The following is a 15,204-nucleotide window of genomic DNA, read 5'->3' as shown; positions in this document are numbered from 1 at the left end:
CCCACCCGAAGGTGAGGCGGTTTTCAGCCATTCCCGAACTACAGGAAGATAAATTTCGCGATAAAAATCGCGCACAACACCCACAGGCTGATGGAAATCTCGCGGTACTTGCCGGTGCCGGCCTTGAGCGCTACGTAAGTGATAAAGCCCAGGGCGATACCGTCGGCGACCGAGAAGGTCAGCGGCATCATGATTGCCGTGACAATCGCCGGAATGCTGTCGGTGGCTTCATCCCAATTGATATGGGCCATGCTCGCCATCATCAGCATTGCCACATAAATCAGCGCGCCCGCCGTGGCATACGCAGGGATCATGCCGGCCAACGGCGCAAAGAACATCGCCGCCACAAACAGCACGCCGACGGTTACGGCAGTCAGCCCGGTGCGACCGCCGGCGGCTACACCGGCAGCACTTTCCACATAGCTGGTCACAGGCGGCACGCCGACCATTGCACCGAACACGCTGGAAGCACTGTCGGCCTTCAACGCGCGGGACAGGTTTTGAATCTTGCCATCCGCACCGACCAGGCCGGCGCGTTGTGCAACGCCCATCAAGGTCCCAGCGGTATCAAACATGTGCACAAACAAAAAGGCAAATACCACGCTGATCATGCTGACATTGAATACACCTTTCACGTCCATGGCCATCCAGGTCGGTGCCAGGCTTGGTGGGGGGGAGAGAATGCCGTTGTAGTGCACCAGGCCCAGGCCCCATCCGGCCAGGGTCACGGCGATAATGCTGATCAGGATGGCGCCGAATACCCGGTGGTAGCTGAGGATCGCAATCAGCAAAAAGCACACCGCCGCCAGCAGTGGGGCGGGCTCGTGCAGTGAGCCGAGCTTGATCAACGTGGCCGGGCTGTCGACGATGATGCCGGCGGTTTTCAGGCCAATCACGCCTAGAAACAACCCGACACCCGCGCCCATGGCGTGGCGCAGGCTGACTGGAATGCTGTTGAGCAGCCATTCACGCACCCGGGACAGGGTCAGGCCCATGAACAGCACGCCCGAGATAAACACCGCACCCAGCGCTGTTTCCCAGTGGTAGCCCATGGTGCCGACCACGGTGTAGGTGAAGAACGCGTTCAGGCCCATGCCCGGCGCCAGGCCGACCGGCCAGTTGGCGTACAGGCCCATCAACAGGCAACCGAGGGCGGCGGCGATACAGGTGGCGACAAACGCTGCGCCGTGATCGATACCGGCGTCGGCCATGATGTTGGGGTTGACGAAGATGATGTAGGCCATGGTGATGAAGGTAGTGAGGCCGGCAATCAGCTCGGTCTTCACTGTGGTGCCATGCACGCTCAGTTTGAACAGGCGTTCCAGCCAGCCGCCTTGCGGTGCGGCGAGGTCCAGCGTTGGGGCTTCGGATTTGCGGCTTTCCACAGCGAGTACTCCTCAAGAGTTTTATTGTTATTTCCAGCGCCGGTCACATGAGTGGGCAACGGCGCTTTGAGGTACTGGCGGGTTTTGTTGACTATAAGGTCAGGAACTCGCACGAAGCGAATTATGCTTTTGTATACAAATAAAGCAAATAATGTTTTCTGTTATGTGCGCAAAAGGGGATGAAAGGCTAATTTGCGCCACTCAGCGCCTGGTTGACCGCCAGCCATCCCGCCACCGCTTCTTCGCCGGCTTCGCTGAAGGCGCGTTGCAACAATTTGACTTGTTCGCGGCGCAATGACTGCTCGAAACGCAGGCCTTCTTCGCTCAATTCCAGCAGGCGTTTGCGCTTGTCGGTCTCGGACGCGACGCTGCTGACCAAGTGCATTTCCTGCAATTGGCGCAATGGCATGTTCAGCGCCTGTTTACTCACGCCGAGCAATTCCAGCAGTTGTGTCACGCTCAACGCGGGATAACGCGCGATGAAAAACACGATGCGCTGATGCACACGGCTCAGCCCACGGCGCTCCAGCATTTCATCGGCCTTGGCGGTGAACGCCTGATAGCCGAAGAAGAAGGCTTCCATGGCTTGCTGCTGGCTGCTCTGATTTTTAAGGTCAAGCATATTGACGTATCTACCCGGGTCGTCGTAATTTCGGTCAAGCAGTTTGACGTATTTCCTACGCGCTTTGCCACCGGTGACCTTATGGCCTTCTCTGAACGTGTTACGCGCCTCAAAAGCTCCTTGATTCGTGAAATCCTCGCCGCGGCCCAGCGCCCGGAAGTGATGTCGTTCGCCGGCGGCTTGCCGGCCGAAGCCATGTTGCCCGCGTTGAACTGGGACGGCATGCCCGTCAATATTGGCCAATACGGCATGAGCGAAGGCGAGCCGCACTTGCGCGAATTGCTCGCCGCCGAGGCGCGCGCACTGGGCGTGCCCTGCCAGGCCAGCCAGGTGCTGGTGGTCAGCGGTTCCCAGCAAACCCTGGACCTGGCCGCCAAGTTGTACATCGACAAAGGTACGCCGATCCTGCTGGAAGGCCCGACCTACCTGGCCGCGTTACAGATTTTCCAGCTGTTCGGCGCCGATTGCCTCACCGTGCAACTGGAGGCCGACGGTCCGGACCTGGCGGCGTTGCGTACCACGCTTGAACGCCAGCGCCCGGCGTTCATCTACCTGATTCCGACGTTCCAGAACCCGTCGGCCGTGCGCTACAGCGAGGCCAAGCGCGAGGCTGTCGCCGCGTTGCTTGATGAGTTCGGCGTGACCCTGATCGAAGACGAGCCCTACCGCGAGCTGACCTTCGATGGCGGCAGTGCGCAGCCGATTGCCGGCCGTCTGCAGAAAGCCAGCTGGATCTACACCGGCACGGTCTCCAAGACGTTGTTGCCGGGCTTGCGCGTCGGTTACCTGATCGCCAGCCCTGACCTGTTCCCGCACCTGCTCAAACTCAAGCAATCGGCGGACCTGCACACCAACCGCGTCGGCCAGTGGCAGGCGATGCAGTGGATCGGCACCGAGCGTTACCAGCAGCATCTGCTGGAACTGCGCAGCTTTTACCGCGAACGCCGCGATGCATTCCAGGCCGCACTCGAGCGCCATTTCGGTGATTTGGCGGACTGGCAAACGCCCCAGGGCGGATTATTCTTCTGGCTGACCTTGAAACAACCGCTCGACACCCGCACCTTGTTGGCGCAAGCATTAGATCAGAACGTCGCGTTCATGCCCGGTGAACCGTTCTTTTCCGAGCCCGATCTGCACCCTGGCTCGTTGCGCCTCAATTTCAGCCATATCGACCCGGCCCGTTTGGACGAAGGTCTCAAGCGCCTGGCCGCGGTGGTCCGTCAAGCACAGCACGCGCAAGCGGCATAAGGGGAGCCCCATGTACAAGGTTTATGGCGATTACAGGTCGGGCAACTGCTACAAGGTCAAACTGATGCTCAATCTATTGGGCATTGCGTACCAGTGGATCGATGTCGACATCCTTAACGGCGACACCCAGACCGCTGAATTCCTGGCCAAGAACCCTAACGGCAAGATCCCGGTGCTGGAACTGGAAGATGGCACCTGCCTGTGGGAATCCAACGCGATCCTCAACTTCCTGGCCGATGGCAGCGAATTTTTGCCAACCGAGCCGCGCCTGCGCACTCAGGTGTTGCAGTGGCAGTTCTTCGAGCAATACAGCCACGAACCGTATATCGCCGTGGCGCGGTTTATCCAGTTCTACCTGAACATGCCGGAAGATCGTCTTGAAGAATACAAAACCACGCATAAGGGCGGTTACAAGGCGTTGAAGGTGATGGAGCGTCAGTTACAAGCCACGCCGTACCTGGTGGGCGAGCAATATTCGATTGCCGATATTGCACTGTATGCCTACACCCACGTGGCGCATGAGGGTGGCTTTGACCTCACGCCTTATCCGGCCGTGCAGGCATGGTTGAAGCGCGTGGCCAGCCATCCCGGGCATGTGGCGATGCTGGACTGATTCGTACCGATCAGAGATGGACGCCGGCTTGCCGGCGACAGCATCACCGCGCAACACCTGGGCACACGGGCAGTGTCAGGCTTCTGCTGGGTGGCCTGCTTGGTAGTTCTGTGTTCAGTAACTCGAAACACTGCTGCGCCGCCGGGCTCAAGCCCATCCCGCTGCGACGGATCAACCCGATCTCCCGGTTCACGCCGGGATGGTCGATGTTGATGCGCTTCAAGCCTTCCAGGCTGTCCGCCGCCGACTCCGGCAATACACTGATCCCCAAGCCCTGGCGCACCAACGCCAAGACGGTCGACATATAGTTGGCTTCCATGCCCGCATTCATCGTCAGCCGCGTCTGATCAAACAGTGCGTCCACGTGCTCTCGCACACTGCTGTCGCGCCCGGTGAGGATGATCGGCTGCGCCGCCAATTGCTCAAGGGTCAGTTGCCGATGGCGGGCGAGGGGATGCTCCAGGGGGACAAACGCGCACAGCCGATCATTCAACACCGGCACGAAATCCAGGCCATGGCTCAGCCGCGCCCGCACCCCGAGGCCGAAGTCCACCTCGCCGGACCGCACCTGCGCGTGAATGCGGTGGGCCACCACGTCATGCAGGCGGACTTCGATCCCGGCATAACGCTCGCGAAACAGGCGCAGGGCCGGGGGCAGGGCGCCGGCGCACACCGAGGGCAGTGCGGCGATGGTGACCACGCCTCGGCGCAGCGCGGCCAGGTCGCGTGAGCCGGTGACGATGTTGTCCAGGTCCAGCAGCAGTTTTTCCATGGGCGCACGGGCGGCTTCGCCGGCAGCCGTGATGCTCACATGACGCGGGCTGCGATCAAGCAGGGCGACGCCCAGCCAGTCTTCGAGTTGCTGGACTTGTACGGTGAGTGCCGACGGCGACAGGTGCAGTTCGTTGGCCGCCTTGGTAAAGCTGCCGGTGCGGGCAACCGCCAGGAACGCTTGAATATGCTGGATCGAGTTTTTCATGGTGTGTTCCGATCATTTTGTTTTTACGAACGTGAGCGGCCGAATATTCCAATTTACAAAGACTAACCCGCTTCCAATACTCCAGGAAAACAATAACCGGCCAAAAAGGCCGCTCTGGAGTAACCCATGCTCGCTACCCTGGGTGTCATTACCATCCTGTGCCTGCTCGCTGCCGTCATGAGCAAGCGCCTCTCGCCACTGGTGGCCCTGATCGCCTTGCCGATCATCGCCGCGTTGCTCGGCGGGTTTGGCCTGCAAACCAGCGCCTTCATCATTACCGGGATCAAAAACGTCGCCCCTGTGGTGGGCATGTTTGTGTTCGCGATTCTGTTCTTCGGGATCATGACGGACGCTGGCATGCTTGACCCCATCATTGATCGCATCCTGCGTACGGTAGGGACGCGTCCTACACGGATTGTCGTGGGTACTGCGACCCTGGCGTTGCTGGTGCACCTGGACGGCTCGGGCGCGGTGACCTTTCTGGTGACGGTGCCGGCGATGCTGCCGTTGTACACGCGGCTGGGCATCGACAAACGCATTCTGGCCTGCGTTTGTGCGATGGCTGCCGGGGTCAACTTCCTGCCGTGGACCGGCCCGGTGCTGCGTTCGTCGGCGGCGTTGCATGTGCCGGTGGCCGAGCTGTTCCAACCGCTGATTCCGGTGCAAATCGTCGGTTTGGTCTTCGTGTTCGCCTGTGCCTGGTGGCTGGGCCATCGCGAAGAAAAACGCCTGGGCCTGGGCGCCGGCTCCACGGTCGATGCGGTGCCGCAACGGGTGCTCAGCGCCGACGACATCAAGCTGCGTCGCCCACGCTTGTTCTGGGTCAACCTGCTGCTGACCGTCCTGGTGATGGTGGTGATGATTGCCGGCTGGGTCGACCCGGTGGTGATGTTCATGCTCGGCACCGTGGTCGCACTGTGCATCAACTACCCCAATGTGGACGCACAGCGCGCACGTATCGATGCCCATGCCAAGACGGCGCTGACCATGGCCAGCATCCTCCTCGCCGCCGGGGTATTCACCGGCATCATGCAAGGCACCGGCATGCTCAAGGCCATGGCCGAAGTGGCGGTGGCGCAGATTCCGGCCGGCCATGGCCAGTTGATCCCGGCGGTGGTCGGGTTCATCTCCATGCCGCTGAGCCTGCTGTTCGACCCTGACTCTTACTATTTTGGCGTGATGCCGGTGATTGCCGAAGTCGGCAAGGCCCTGGGTGTCGACCCGCTGCAAGTGGCCCAGGCCTCACTGCTGGGGGTGCACACCACCGGGTTTCCGGTCAGCCCGCTGACCCCCGCGACCTTCCTGCTGGTGGGTTTGTGCAAGATCGAACTGGCCGATCATCAGCGCTTCACGATTCCTTTTCTGTTTGCCGCGTCGGTGTTGATGACCCTGACCGCGTTGCTCCTGGGAGTGATTTGAGATGAAAACCCTACGCATCGGTTCCGGCGCCGGCTACTCCGGCGACCGTATCGAACCTGCTGTGGAACTGGCCGAGCAGGGCGACCTGGATTACCTGGTGTTTGAATGCCTGGCCGAACGCACCATTGCCTTGGCGCAACAGGCGCGTATCAGTGATCCACAGGGCGGTTACGACCCACTGCTGAGTGAGCGCATGCGCCGGGTGTTGCCCTTTGTCGGGCGGCCTGATGGTCGACGTCGCTTGCGCGTCATCACCAACATGGGCGCGGCCAACCCGGTGTCGGCGGCCATTGAAACGCGGCGGATTGCCCGTGAGTTGGGCCTGAACCTCAAGGTGGTGGCCGTGGTGGGTGATGACGTGTTGGCCAGCTTGCAGCCCGAGCAGTTGCTGGATAACGGTCAGACCCTGGGTTCCCTGGGCGAGCGGCTGATTTCTGCGAACGCCTACCTGGGTGTCGACGGCATTCTTGAGGCCCTGCGCGCCGAAGCCGATGTGGTTATCACCGGGCGGGTGGCCGACCCCTCGTTGTTTCTGGCGCCGCAGATGTTTGAGTTCGGCTGGGCGGCAGATGATTGGCAGCGCCTGGGCCGGGGGACGTTGGTCGGGCATTTGCTTGAGTGCGCAGGTCAGGTCAGCGGTGGCTATTTTGCAGACCCTGGTTTCAAGGATGTGGACGATTTGGCGCGGCTGGGCTTTCCCTTGGCTGAGGTGAATGCCGACGGCGCAGCCTTGATCACCAAGGTGGCCGGTTCGGGCGGGCGCGTCAGCCGCGCGACCTGTACTGAGCAACTGATCTATGAAGTTCACGATCCTGCGGCGTACCTGACGCCAGACGTCACCGCCGATTTTTCCCAAGTGGCGTTTGTCGAGGCCGGCGTTGATCGCGTGCGCGCCCAAGGTGCGGGCGGTCGTGCGCGGCCCGAACAGTTGAAAGTCAGTGTCGGTTATCTGGACGGTTGGATCGGCGAAGGGCAGATGTCTTACGGCGGACCGGGTGCTGTCGCACGGGCGCAACTGGCGCGGGACATCGTACTCAAGCGCCTGGCGTTGATGGGCGTAGAGATGCAGGACGTACGCGCCGAGTTGATCGGCATGGATTCGCTCCACGGCCCACGCAGTCACGTCGAACCCTGGGAAGTACGCCTGCGCGTGGCCGCGCGCTGTGAAGCACGCAGCGAGGCGGTGCGGGTCGGCAATGAAGTGGAAACCCTCTACACCAACGGCCCGTCGGGCGGCGGTGGCGCCAGTAAAAGCGTGCGGCAGGTGGTGGCGGTGGCGTCGTTATTGCTGGCGCGAACTGCGGTCAACCCGAGGATCCAGGCATGAAGCTGCACACACTGGCCCATTCGCGTACCGGCGATAAGGGCGACACCTCGAACATCTCGATCATTGCCTACCGCGCCGAAGACTACCCGTTGCTGTATGAACAGCTGACGGCCGAGCGCGTCGCCGAGTTTTTTGCCGGCTTGCGTGAACCCGGCGCGGCGCCAGTGCGGCGCTACGAGCTGCCCAACGTGCAGGCGCTGAACTTCGTGCTACCGGGGATCTTGCGTGGCGGAGTGACTCGCTCGTTGGCGCTGGACGCCCACGGCAAGTGCCTGGGCTCGGCTTTATTGGATCTCGACCTGGCAATACATCACTCATGTGGGAGCGGGCTTGCTCGCGAAGGCGTAGTGTCAGTCGATAGATTGATTGACTGATCCACCGCGTTCGCGAGCAAGCCCGCTCCCACCTTGGATTTCCTGCGGCGGTCAGATTGCAGCGAACCGCTTGTCCAGGTAGTCGATGATCACCTTGGAGTCATACATCCAGGTGGTCTGGCCATTTTCTTCGATGCGCAGGCACGGCACTTTGATCTTGCCGCCTTGGTCCAGCAGGGTCTGGCGGTCCTGCGCGTTGTTCTTCGCGTCCTTCAACGCCACCGGCACATTCAGGCGGTGCAGCGTACGGCGGGTCTTCACGCAGAACGGGCAGGCGTGGAACTGATACAGGGTCAGGTCCTTGGCGGCTGCGTTGACGTGCGCCTGTTGTTCGGCCGGGCGCTGTTTTTTGCGTGGACGGGTAAGGAAGTCGCCCGCGATGATGACGTGGCCGAGGCCCACTCGAAGTGCTTTGACGAACATGGCTGAAACCTCTTGCCCATGACAGAAGGGGCCGCAGCTTACCTTAATTCTGCAGGCGAAAAAAAACCGGCGATGAACGCCGGCTTTTTCCTGCGCAGCCTGTTACTTGATCAGGCTGAGGAATTCGCTGCGGGTTGCCGCGTTTTCGCGGAACTCACCCAGCATCACCGAGGTGATCATCGACGAATTCTGTTTTTCCACACCGCGCATCATCATGCACATGTGCTTGGCCTCAATCACCACGGCAACGCCCAAGGCGCCGGTGACCTGCTGGACTGCGTCGGCAATCTGGCGGCTGAGGTTTTCCTGGATCTGCAGACGGCGGGCGTACATGTCGACGATACGTGCAACCTTCGACAGGCCCAGCACTTTGCCGCTCGGAATATACGCGACGTGAGCCTTGCCGATAAACGGCAGCAGGTGATGTTCGCACAGCGAGTACAGCTCGATGTCCTTTACCAGCACCATTTCGCTGTTGTCGGAGCTGAACAAGGCACCGTTGGTGACTTCTTCCAGTGTCTGTTCATAGCCGCGGCAAAGGTACTGCATCGCCTTGGCGGCACGCTTTGGCGTGTCGAGCAGGCCCTCGCGGGAAACGTCCTCGCCGAGCTGGCCGAGGATCGCGGTGTAATTCTGTTCCAGGGACATGAAACTACCTGTGGGATTTTCGCAAAGCGCAAGGTTACGGTGGCGGACACATCGCTGCAAGCCTGACGATGGCACTTGTTACTCGTCACGCCCTTCCATCATGGTGCGCTTGAGCATCACGTACACCGCACCGGCACCGCCGTGGCGGGCCTGGCATGAGGTAAAACCCAGCACTTGGGCGTGTTGACGCAGCCAGGTGTTGACGTGGCTCTTGATCATCGGCCGCTTGCCATCCAGCCGCACGGCTTTGCCGTGGGTAACGCGTACACAGCGGATTTCGAATTTGGTCGCTTCGGCGAGGAAGGCCCAGAGGGTTTCCCGGGCTTTTTCCACGGTCATACCGTGCAGGTCGAGGCTGCCTTCGAACGGGATCTGACCGATCTTGAGCTTGCGCATCTGGCTTTCCTGCACGCCGTCGCGGGCCCACATCAGTTCATCTTCGGGGCCTACGTCGATCACGAACTGGTCTGACAGGCCGTCCACGGTAGTGGCGTCGGTGCGCACGGTCGCAGCCTGGCGCAGCTTGGCGATCTGCGCCCGGTCAGTCTTGGGTTTGCCGGTGTCGGCGCGGTCGTGCTTGATCGGCTTGACGCCGCGCAGCTCGTTTTTGAACAGGGAAAAATCGTCGTCTTGCATGTCAGCCTCCGCGAAGGGCGGGCAGTTTACCTAAATCGCGGCGGCCAGGGCGCAGGAAACGCTATCCAAGCGCCATCAGTCGTGCTTTTTCATCAGGTGCGAAGCGATGTTCAGCGACAACGGCTGGCGCATGCGCCGACGGCTGCGACGCCACAGCCAGACGCCCAACCACAGCACCAGCAACCCGATGACCAACAAAATAGCCGAGCCACCCGGGCTGGCATTCAGCTCGCCGAGGGCCGGCGAATGACCAAACAAACCGGCACCACCGGCACCCGCCAGCAGCAGACCTACAATTGCCAGCAGCGCGGCAAAGCCGGCCACCAGGCGCAGACGCCAGTTGCTCGGCCCCTTTGGGCGCAAGCGACGAGCGTCAAAACCATCGGATATCTTCATTCCGACCTTTCCTCCAGGGTATCGGCCCTTCGACCGGAAGATACACAGGTTGTTCCTGTACCAGAGGCAATTGCAGCAAATGACAGGCATTTGCAGATGAGCGGGGCAATAAACACGCCGCGCCGCTCATCCGAGGGACGATCAGATCAGATCTTTGGTTGACGCGAGGGTAGCGAAGTTGTCAGCCATGATGGCCATTTCAGTCTGCTGTACGTGCTCGGCACTCAGGATGCCGCCTTTGTAGGGCAGGTCGCGGGTGGCGCAGGCGTCTTCGACCAGGGTGCAGCGAAAGCCCAGGTTCTTGGCGGCGCGCACGGTGGTGCTGACGCTGGAGTGGCTCATGAAGCCGCAAACGATCAAGTCCAGCGAGCCCAGGTCTTGCAAGTGCTTTTCCAGGCCGGTGCCGTGGAAAGCGCTCGGCAGCAGCTTGCCGATAATGGTTTCGTCACCGAGTGGCTCCAGGCCGCGAATGAATTCGCCACGCTCGCCCTGCGGGTCAAACAGGCCACCAACGGTGCCCAGGTGACGTACGTGCACAATCGGGCGCCCGGCGTTGCGCGCTGCGGCGACCAGTTGCTGGATATTGGCGACCGCTGCGTCCATGCCCGAGAGGGCGAGTGGGCCGCTGAGGTACTCCTTCTGGGCGTCGATGATCACGAGGGTCGCATGGTTCAGGTTGGCTGCTGCATAACCGCGACCGCTGAGTTGAAACATCGTCTTTGGAACGGACATTCTGGGGCTCCTGTGAGGGGGGCTTTTGTGACATTGTCCACTGGCTGAGCGGTTCTGTGAATCGCTACCATCGTAAGGTACGCCGTTGTTGGCTCGCAGCCATGTCAAGTAGGCGGCTTGTTGCGTGCGATGATGGCAAATTGGATGAATTCCGACCGGTGGCGAAGGGTTTTCATCCATCGTCGGTGCAGGCGAAGGCTGTTAGAATCGCCAGTCGTTTTTTCCAGGAGCTTGCCCCCGTGATCACATCCCGCCTGCGCACGTTGCGCGACCACATCCGTTGGGCTGTCAGCCGTTTCCATGGGGAAGACCTGTTTTTCGGGCATGGCACCGACAACGCCTGGGACGAAGCCCGGCAATTGGTGCTCGGCGCCTTGCACCTGCCTTGGGAAATCGCCGATAGCTACCTGGACTGCAACCTTGAGGAAGAAGAAATCTCCCACGTGCAGCGTTTGCTGCATCGCCGCATCCATGAGCGCGTGCCGACGGCTTACCTGTTGAAAGAAGCCTGGTTCTGCGGCATGTCGTTTATTGTCGATGAGCGTGTGTTGATCCCGCGCTCGCCGATTGGCGAACTGATCGAAAATCGCTTCGAGCCGTGGTTGGCCCAGCCGCCGGCGCGCATCCTCGACTTGTGCACCGGCTCCGGTTGCATCGGCATCGCGTGTGCCTATGAGTTCCAGGACGCTGAAGTGGTACTGGGCGACTTGTCCTTCGAAGCGCTGGAAGTGGCGAACCAGAACATCGAGCGCCATGGCGTTGATGAGCGGGTGTACACCGTGCAAGGCGATGGCTTTGAGGGGCTGCCGGGTCAGCGTTTTGATCTGATCGTGTCCAACCCGCCGTATGTGGATGCCGAAGACTTCGCCGACATGCCGGATGAATACCAGCACGAGCCGGAACTGGGCCTGGCTTGCGGCGATGATGGCTTGAACCTGGTGCGCCGCATGTTGGCCGAGGCCGCGGACCACCTGACCGAGAAAGGCTTGCTGATTGTCGAAGTCGGCAACAGCCAGGTACACGTCGAGGCGCTGTACCCGGAGGTCGACTTTGCCTGGCTGGACTTCCAGCGCGGTGGGCACGGCGTGTTCATGCTGACGGCAGAACAGTGCCGGGAACATCAGGCAGTGTTTGCTGCACGGGTTTAACCCGATTCAGCTGAGGAAACTGGATCTAAATGTGGGAGCGGGCTTGCTCGCGAAAACGGTGTGTCAGTAGCAGGTGGCATGCCTGACTCTGCACCTTCGCGCGCAAGCCCGCTCGCACATGCTTGAATGCCTTTCACCCTGCTGTCAGCGGTGTGTCGCGATCCAGATCAACAACCCGGCCTGAAACACCGTAAACGCCACCAGGCAGGTGATGGTAAAGCGCAACCCGCTGTCCTCACGCTTGAACTTGGTGACTTTTTCCTCTTCCTTGCGCAGCTTCACTTCCTGTTCGGCCAGGTTTTGCTCGGCCTGTTGCAGCATCTGCGCGGCTTCGAGGATTTCCACAAACTGCACCTTCTCGGTGTTCCAGCTGTCCAGCACGCCGCTGACCTTACCCGGCTGCACAGTGCCTTTGAGGTGTTGCACGTCGGCGTAAGCCACATCAAAGCCCTGGATACGCAGGAAATGATCGCGGCGTAGGCGCGTGGCTTCGTTGAGTGCATCCTTGTTAGCCAGGTCCACACCGTCGACGCGGTAATGTGACCACTTCTTTTTGGCCCAGGCGGCGCCTTGTGCGACGAGGAAGCGACCGATACCCCGGTTGGCCGGTTCGATTTCCAGGCTGTTGCCCGGGCCGAAGTGCACGCGGTGCGTATCGTGATCGACCCAGATATCCAGGTGGTTTTGCTCGCGACGCACGCGCTGGCCCGGCAGTTGGATGACCATGCGCAACAGGCTGTGGTGTTGATCATTGCGCTCGGCGTAACCGAATTGCACAAACCGCAACGGCCGTACGCCGGTGGCGCGATCCGTGGCCAGGGGCGCCAGGCGCAGCATTTTGAAATGTTCCGCCTGAACGTCTGCCCACGGCAGTGGCGCCGCCTCGACGGCCTCGGTTTTTTCAGCCGGGGTGTCGGCGTTAGATTCGGGTGTTGCTTCGGTGGTTGTCATGCGGCGCGATCCTGTCCAAGCCCTGCGAGTCGACAGTCTTTTTACTGTCGACCCTGGGCTTATCGGCCGTTTTCTTCAGGACTGGAGGCAAATAGCCGCTTAACGGGGTTGAAGTCCGTCGATAAAGCGCACGATGCGTTGCCCCAGCTCAGCGGCGAGGGGCAGTTTCGGATCGTTGTAGGACTCCAGTTGCTCCTTCACATCCTTGGGCACGATGCGCATGACGTGGTTCATGCCTTCGATTACCGTCAGTTGTGCGTCCGGCTTGGCATTTTTCAGTTGTCGGGCATCCGCCACGCCGACTTGAATATCGTTGGTACCCTGGATAATCAGGGCCGGCATGCTCAGTTTGGCGAAGGCAGCCGACGGGTCGGCGCGAAACAGGCTGATCAGATAAGGCTGCACGCTGGGGCGGAAAATACCTTCCAGCGGGCGCGGTACATCGGCATCCACCTGGCCGGCCTTGAGGTGGTCGAGAATTTCATTGCTGCGCAGCAACAGGGCAGGGGGCAGGTGATCGGCCAGTTGCTGGCGAATCACCTGGTCCACCGGCCGGGCGCTGCCGGACAGGGAAATAACGCCGGCCGGGTCGAGTTGCGGTGCGGCGAGCGCTGCTACCAGAGCGCCCTCGCTATGGCCCAGCACGATCAGCGGGCCCATGCGGGTATCCGCCTTGAGCAGTTTGCCCCAGGCGACGGCGTCGGCCACGTAGGCCTCCAGGGTCAGGTTGCGCTCATCGGGGGTGGCGGCAAGGCTGGCGGCCACGCCGCGTTTGTCATAGCGCACGCTGGCGATGTTATTGCGCGCCAGTACCCAGGCCAGGCGCTTGAGGCTGTCGTTACGCGCGCCGTCTGCACTGTTGCCGTTACGGTCGGTCGGGCCGGAGCCGGCAATGATCAACACCACGGGCACGGGTTTGTCGGATTTGGGCAACAGGAGCGAGCCAAACAGCTCGCCGCTGCCGGTGTCCAGGCTGATAGGCCGTTGCAGCACGACAGGGGAGGCGGCGAAGCCAAGACTGGAAAACAGGGTAAGGGTCAAAAGCAAAACTCGCAGCATCATCGCGCCATCATTGGGGAGGTGCCGGTTGGACCAACGTCTACCGGTAAGGTTTCGAGGATGAACTAGTCGGTTAGCCTGCGTATACTGGCGGCCTTAAGTTATTACGGTTGACTTGATTCAACTGATTTCACGGAGCGCCCTGCATGTCCGGCAATACCTTCGGCAAGCTGTTCACTGTCACCACCGCGGGCGAAAGCCATGGCCCGGCGTTGGTCGCCATTGTCGACGGCTGCCCGCCCGGCCTCGAGCTGTCTCTGGAAGACCTGCAGCGCGACCTCGATCGCCGCAAGCCCGGCACCAGCCGCCACACGACCCAGCGCCAGGAGCCCGACGAAGTCGAGATTCTCTCCGGCGTGTTCGAAGGCCGCACCACCGGCTGCGCCATTGGCTTGCTGATCCGCAATACCGACCAGAAGTCCAAGGACTACTCGGCAATCAAGGATCTGTTCCGCCCGGCCCACGCCGACTACACCTACCACCACAAATACGGCGAACGCGACTACCGTGGCGGTGGCCGCAGCTCGGCCCGCGAAACCGCCATGCGAGTGGCCGCCGGTGCGATCGCCAAGAAGTACCTGGCCACCCAGGGCATTGTCGTGCGTGGCTACATGAGCCAATTGGGCCCGATCGAGATCCCGTTCAAGACCTGGGACAGTGTCGATGACAACGCATTCTTCAGCCCTGACCCGGACAAGGTACCGGAGCTGGAAGCCTACATGGACCAGTTGCGGCGCGATCAGGACTCCGTCGGCGCCAGGATCACCGTGGTCGCCGAAGGCGTGAAGCCAGGCCTGGGCGAGCCGATCTTCGACCGCCTGGATGCCGAACTGGCCCACGCGTTGATGAGCATCAACGCGGTCAAGGGCGTGGAAATCGGCGCCGGTTTTGCCTGTGTCGCCCAGCGTGGCACCGAGCATCGCGATGAGCTGACACCGCAAGGTTTTCTCAGCAACAACGCGGGTGGCATCCTCGGCGGTATTTCCTCCGGCCAGCCGATTGTGGCGCACCTGGCCCTCAAGGCGACGTCGAGCATCACCACGCCGGGCCGTTCGATTGATGTCAACGGCAACCCGGTCGACGTCATCACCAAGGGCCGCCACGACCCGTGCGTCGGCATCCGTGCCACGCCGATTGCCGAGGCGATGATGGCTATCGTGTTGATGGACCACCTGCTGCGCAACCGTGGGCAAAATGCCGAGGTGCGCGTGAGTACGCCGATACTGGGCCAGCTGTGACGGCTT

Annotated in this window: 16 protein-coding genes and 1 pseudogene; 7 read left to right on the top strand and 10 right to left on the bottom strand. The window is 61.2% G+C overall.

The features are described 5' to 3' along the window. Positions 1-38: 38 nt before the first annotated feature. The gene (locus CPH89_RS00945) at positions 39-1,385 is read right to left on the bottom strand and encodes an NCS2 family permease (RefSeq protein WP_053257237.1); all 1,347 of its coding nucleotides are present in this window, start codon (positions 1,383-1,385) and stop codon (positions 39-41) included. A 187-nt stretch (positions 1,386-1,572) separates the two neighbouring features. Further along, entirely contained in the window at positions 1,573-2,007 is a 435-nt protein-coding gene (locus tag CPH89_RS00940; protein WP_053257236.1) for a MarR family winged helix-turn-helix transcriptional regulator, read from the bottom strand. Between the two features lie 81 nt (positions 2,008-2,088). Here CPH89_RS00940 and CPH89_RS00935 point away from each other — a divergent pair, with 81 nt between their 5' ends. After that, complete coding sequence (locus CPH89_RS00935; protein WP_053257235.1) at positions 2,089-3,255, top strand: aminotransferase-like domain-containing protein; 1,167 nt, start codon at positions 2,089-2,091, stop codon at positions 3,253-3,255. Between the two features lie 10 nt (positions 3,256-3,265). Continuing rightward, entirely contained in the window at positions 3,266-3,868 is a 603-nt protein-coding gene (locus tag CPH89_RS00930; RefSeq protein WP_053257234.1) for a glutathione S-transferase family protein, read from the top strand. A gap of 43 nt (positions 3,869-3,911) precedes the next feature. Here the strand turns inward: CPH89_RS00930 and CPH89_RS00925 are convergent, their stop codons facing one another. Continuing rightward, positions 3,912-4,847, bottom strand: a complete 936-nt coding sequence (locus CPH89_RS00925; RefSeq protein ID WP_053257233.1) for a LysR family transcriptional regulator — start codon at positions 4,845-4,847, stop codon at positions 3,912-3,914. A 126-nt stretch (positions 4,848-4,973) separates the two neighbouring features. Between CPH89_RS00925 and CPH89_RS00920 the strand changes: the two genes are divergently transcribed. The 3 genes and pseudogenes from CPH89_RS00920 to CPH89_RS00910 form a co-directional block, all read left to right on the top strand. Then, entirely contained in the window at positions 4,974-6,266 is a 1,293-nt protein-coding gene (locus tag CPH89_RS00920; protein WP_053257232.1) for a CitMHS family transporter, read from the top strand. A 1-nt stretch (position 6,267) separates the two neighbouring features. Beyond that, positions 6,268-7,593, top strand: a complete 1,326-nt coding sequence (locus CPH89_RS00915) for an acyclic terpene utilization AtuA family protein (RefSeq protein ID WP_053257231.1) — start codon at positions 6,268-6,270, stop codon at positions 7,591-7,593. Further along, positions 7,590-7,898, top strand: a pseudogene (locus CPH89_RS00910) (AtuA-related protein); the annotation flags it as partial. The gene CPH89_RS00915 and the pseudogene CPH89_RS00910, both read left to right, overlap by 4 nt. Positions 7,899-8,018: 120 nt before the next feature. Here the strand turns inward: CPH89_RS00910 and CPH89_RS00905 are convergent. From CPH89_RS00905 to CPH89_RS00885, 5 genes are all read right to left on the bottom strand, one after another. Continuing rightward, positions 8,019-8,390 carry a glutathione S-transferase N-terminal domain-containing protein gene (locus tag CPH89_RS00905; RefSeq protein ID WP_053257229.1) on the bottom strand — a complete coding sequence of 124 codons (372 nt, stop codon included), beginning with the start codon at positions 8,388-8,390 and terminating at the stop codon, positions 8,019-8,021. 102 nt (positions 8,391-8,492) lie between these two features. Next, positions 8,493-9,038: a GTP cyclohydrolase I FolE gene (gene folE / locus CPH89_RS00900; protein ID WP_003204506.1), complete on the bottom strand. Its 546-nt coding sequence runs from the start codon at positions 9,036-9,038 to the stop codon at positions 8,493-8,495. A gap of 78 nt (positions 9,039-9,116) precedes the next feature. Then, complete coding sequence (locus CPH89_RS00895; protein WP_053257228.1) at positions 9,117-9,674, bottom strand: Smr/MutS family protein; 558 nt, start codon at positions 9,672-9,674, stop codon at positions 9,117-9,119. A gap of 75 nt (positions 9,675-9,749) precedes the next feature. Beyond that, complete coding sequence (locus CPH89_RS00890; RefSeq protein ID WP_053257227.1) at positions 9,750-10,070, bottom strand: hypothetical protein; 321 nt, start codon at positions 10,068-10,070, stop codon at positions 9,750-9,752. 141 nt (positions 10,071-10,211) lie between these two features. Continuing rightward, positions 10,212-10,802 carry a cysteine hydrolase family protein gene (locus CPH89_RS00885; protein ID WP_053257226.1) on the bottom strand — a complete coding sequence of 197 codons (591 nt, stop codon included), beginning with the start codon at positions 10,800-10,802 and terminating at the stop codon, positions 10,212-10,214. Between the two features lie 239 nt (positions 10,803-11,041). On the opposite strand from CPH89_RS00885, the gene prmB reads away from it, so the two are divergent. After that, positions 11,042-11,950: a 50S ribosomal protein L3 N(5)-glutamine methyltransferase gene (gene prmB / locus CPH89_RS00880; RefSeq protein ID WP_053257225.1), complete on the top strand. Its 909-nt coding sequence runs from the start codon at positions 11,042-11,044 to the stop codon at positions 11,948-11,950. Positions 11,951-12,094: 144 nt separating this feature from the next. Here the strand turns inward: prmB and CPH89_RS00875 are convergent, their stop codons facing one another. Next, entirely contained in the window at positions 12,095-12,901 is an 807-nt protein-coding gene (locus CPH89_RS00875) for a hypothetical protein (RefSeq protein WP_053257224.1), read from the bottom strand. Positions 12,902-13,000: 99 nt separating this feature from the next. Beyond that, positions 13,001-13,963, bottom strand: a complete 963-nt coding sequence (locus CPH89_RS00870) for an alpha/beta hydrolase (RefSeq protein WP_053257223.1) — start codon at positions 13,961-13,963, stop codon at positions 13,001-13,003. A 143-nt stretch (positions 13,964-14,106) separates the two neighbouring features. Between CPH89_RS00870 and aroC the strand changes: the two genes are divergently transcribed. Next, positions 14,107-15,198, top strand: a complete 1,092-nt coding sequence (aroC, locus tag CPH89_RS00865) for a chorismate synthase (RefSeq protein ID WP_053257222.1) — start codon at positions 14,107-14,109, stop codon at positions 15,196-15,198. The last annotated feature ends 6 nt before the right edge of the window (positions 15,199-15,204 follow it).

The organism is Pseudomonas fluorescens (genome assembly GCF_900215245.1).
GTDB classification, from domain to species: domain Bacteria; phylum Pseudomonadota; class Gammaproteobacteria; order Pseudomonadales; family Pseudomonadaceae; genus Aquipseudomonas; species Aquipseudomonas fluorescens.
This window is presented reverse-complemented; position numbering and strand designations above follow the sequence as displayed.

Coding starts and splice junctions, on each gene's coding strand:
- CPH89_RS00920 (WP_053257232.1), top strand. CDS start 4,974: ATGCTCGCTACCCTGGGTGTCATTACCATCCTGTGCCTGCTCGCTGCC.
- CPH89_RS00885 (WP_053257226.1), bottom strand. CDS start 10,802: ATGTCCGTTCCAAAGACGATGTTTCAACTCAGCGGTCGCGGTTATGCA.
- aroC (WP_053257222.1), top strand. CDS start 14,107: ATGTCCGGCAATACCTTCGGCAAGCTGTTCACTGTCACCACCGCGGGC.
- CPH89_RS00915 (WP_053257231.1), top strand. CDS start 6,268: ATGAAAACCCTACGCATCGGTTCCGGCGCCGGCTACTCCGGCGACCGT.
- CPH89_RS00890 (WP_053257227.1), bottom strand. CDS start 10,070: ATGAAGATATCCGATGGTTTTGACGCTCGTCGCTTGCGCCCAAAGGGG.
- CPH89_RS00935 (WP_053257235.1), top strand. CDS start 2,089: ATGGCCTTCTCTGAACGTGTTACGCGCCTCAAAAGCTCCTTGATTCGT.
- CPH89_RS00930 (WP_053257234.1), top strand. CDS start 3,266: ATGTACAAGGTTTATGGCGATTACAGGTCGGGCAACTGCTACAAGGTC.
- folE (WP_003204506.1), bottom strand. CDS start 9,038: ATGTCCCTGGAACAGAATTACACCGCGATCCTCGGCCAGCTCGGCGAG.
- CPH89_RS00895 (WP_053257228.1), bottom strand. CDS start 9,674: ATGCAAGACGACGATTTTTCCCTGTTCAAAAACGAGCTGCGCGGCGTC.
- CPH89_RS00870 (WP_053257223.1), bottom strand. CDS start 13,963: ATGATGCTGCGAGTTTTGCTTTTGACCCTTACCCTGTTTTCCAGTCTT.
- CPH89_RS00875 (WP_053257224.1), bottom strand. CDS start 12,901: ATGACAACCACCGAAGCAACACCCGAATCTAACGCCGACACCCCGGCT.
- CPH89_RS00905 (WP_053257229.1), bottom strand. CDS start 8,390: ATGTTCGTCAAAGCACTTCGAGTGGGCCTCGGCCACGTCATCATCGCG.
- CPH89_RS00940 (WP_053257236.1), bottom strand. CDS start 2,007: ATGCTTGACCTTAAAAATCAGAGCAGCCAGCAGCAAGCCATGGAAGCC.
- CPH89_RS00925 (WP_053257233.1), bottom strand. CDS start 4,847: ATGAAAAACTCGATCCAGCATATTCAAGCGTTCCTGGCGGTTGCCCGC.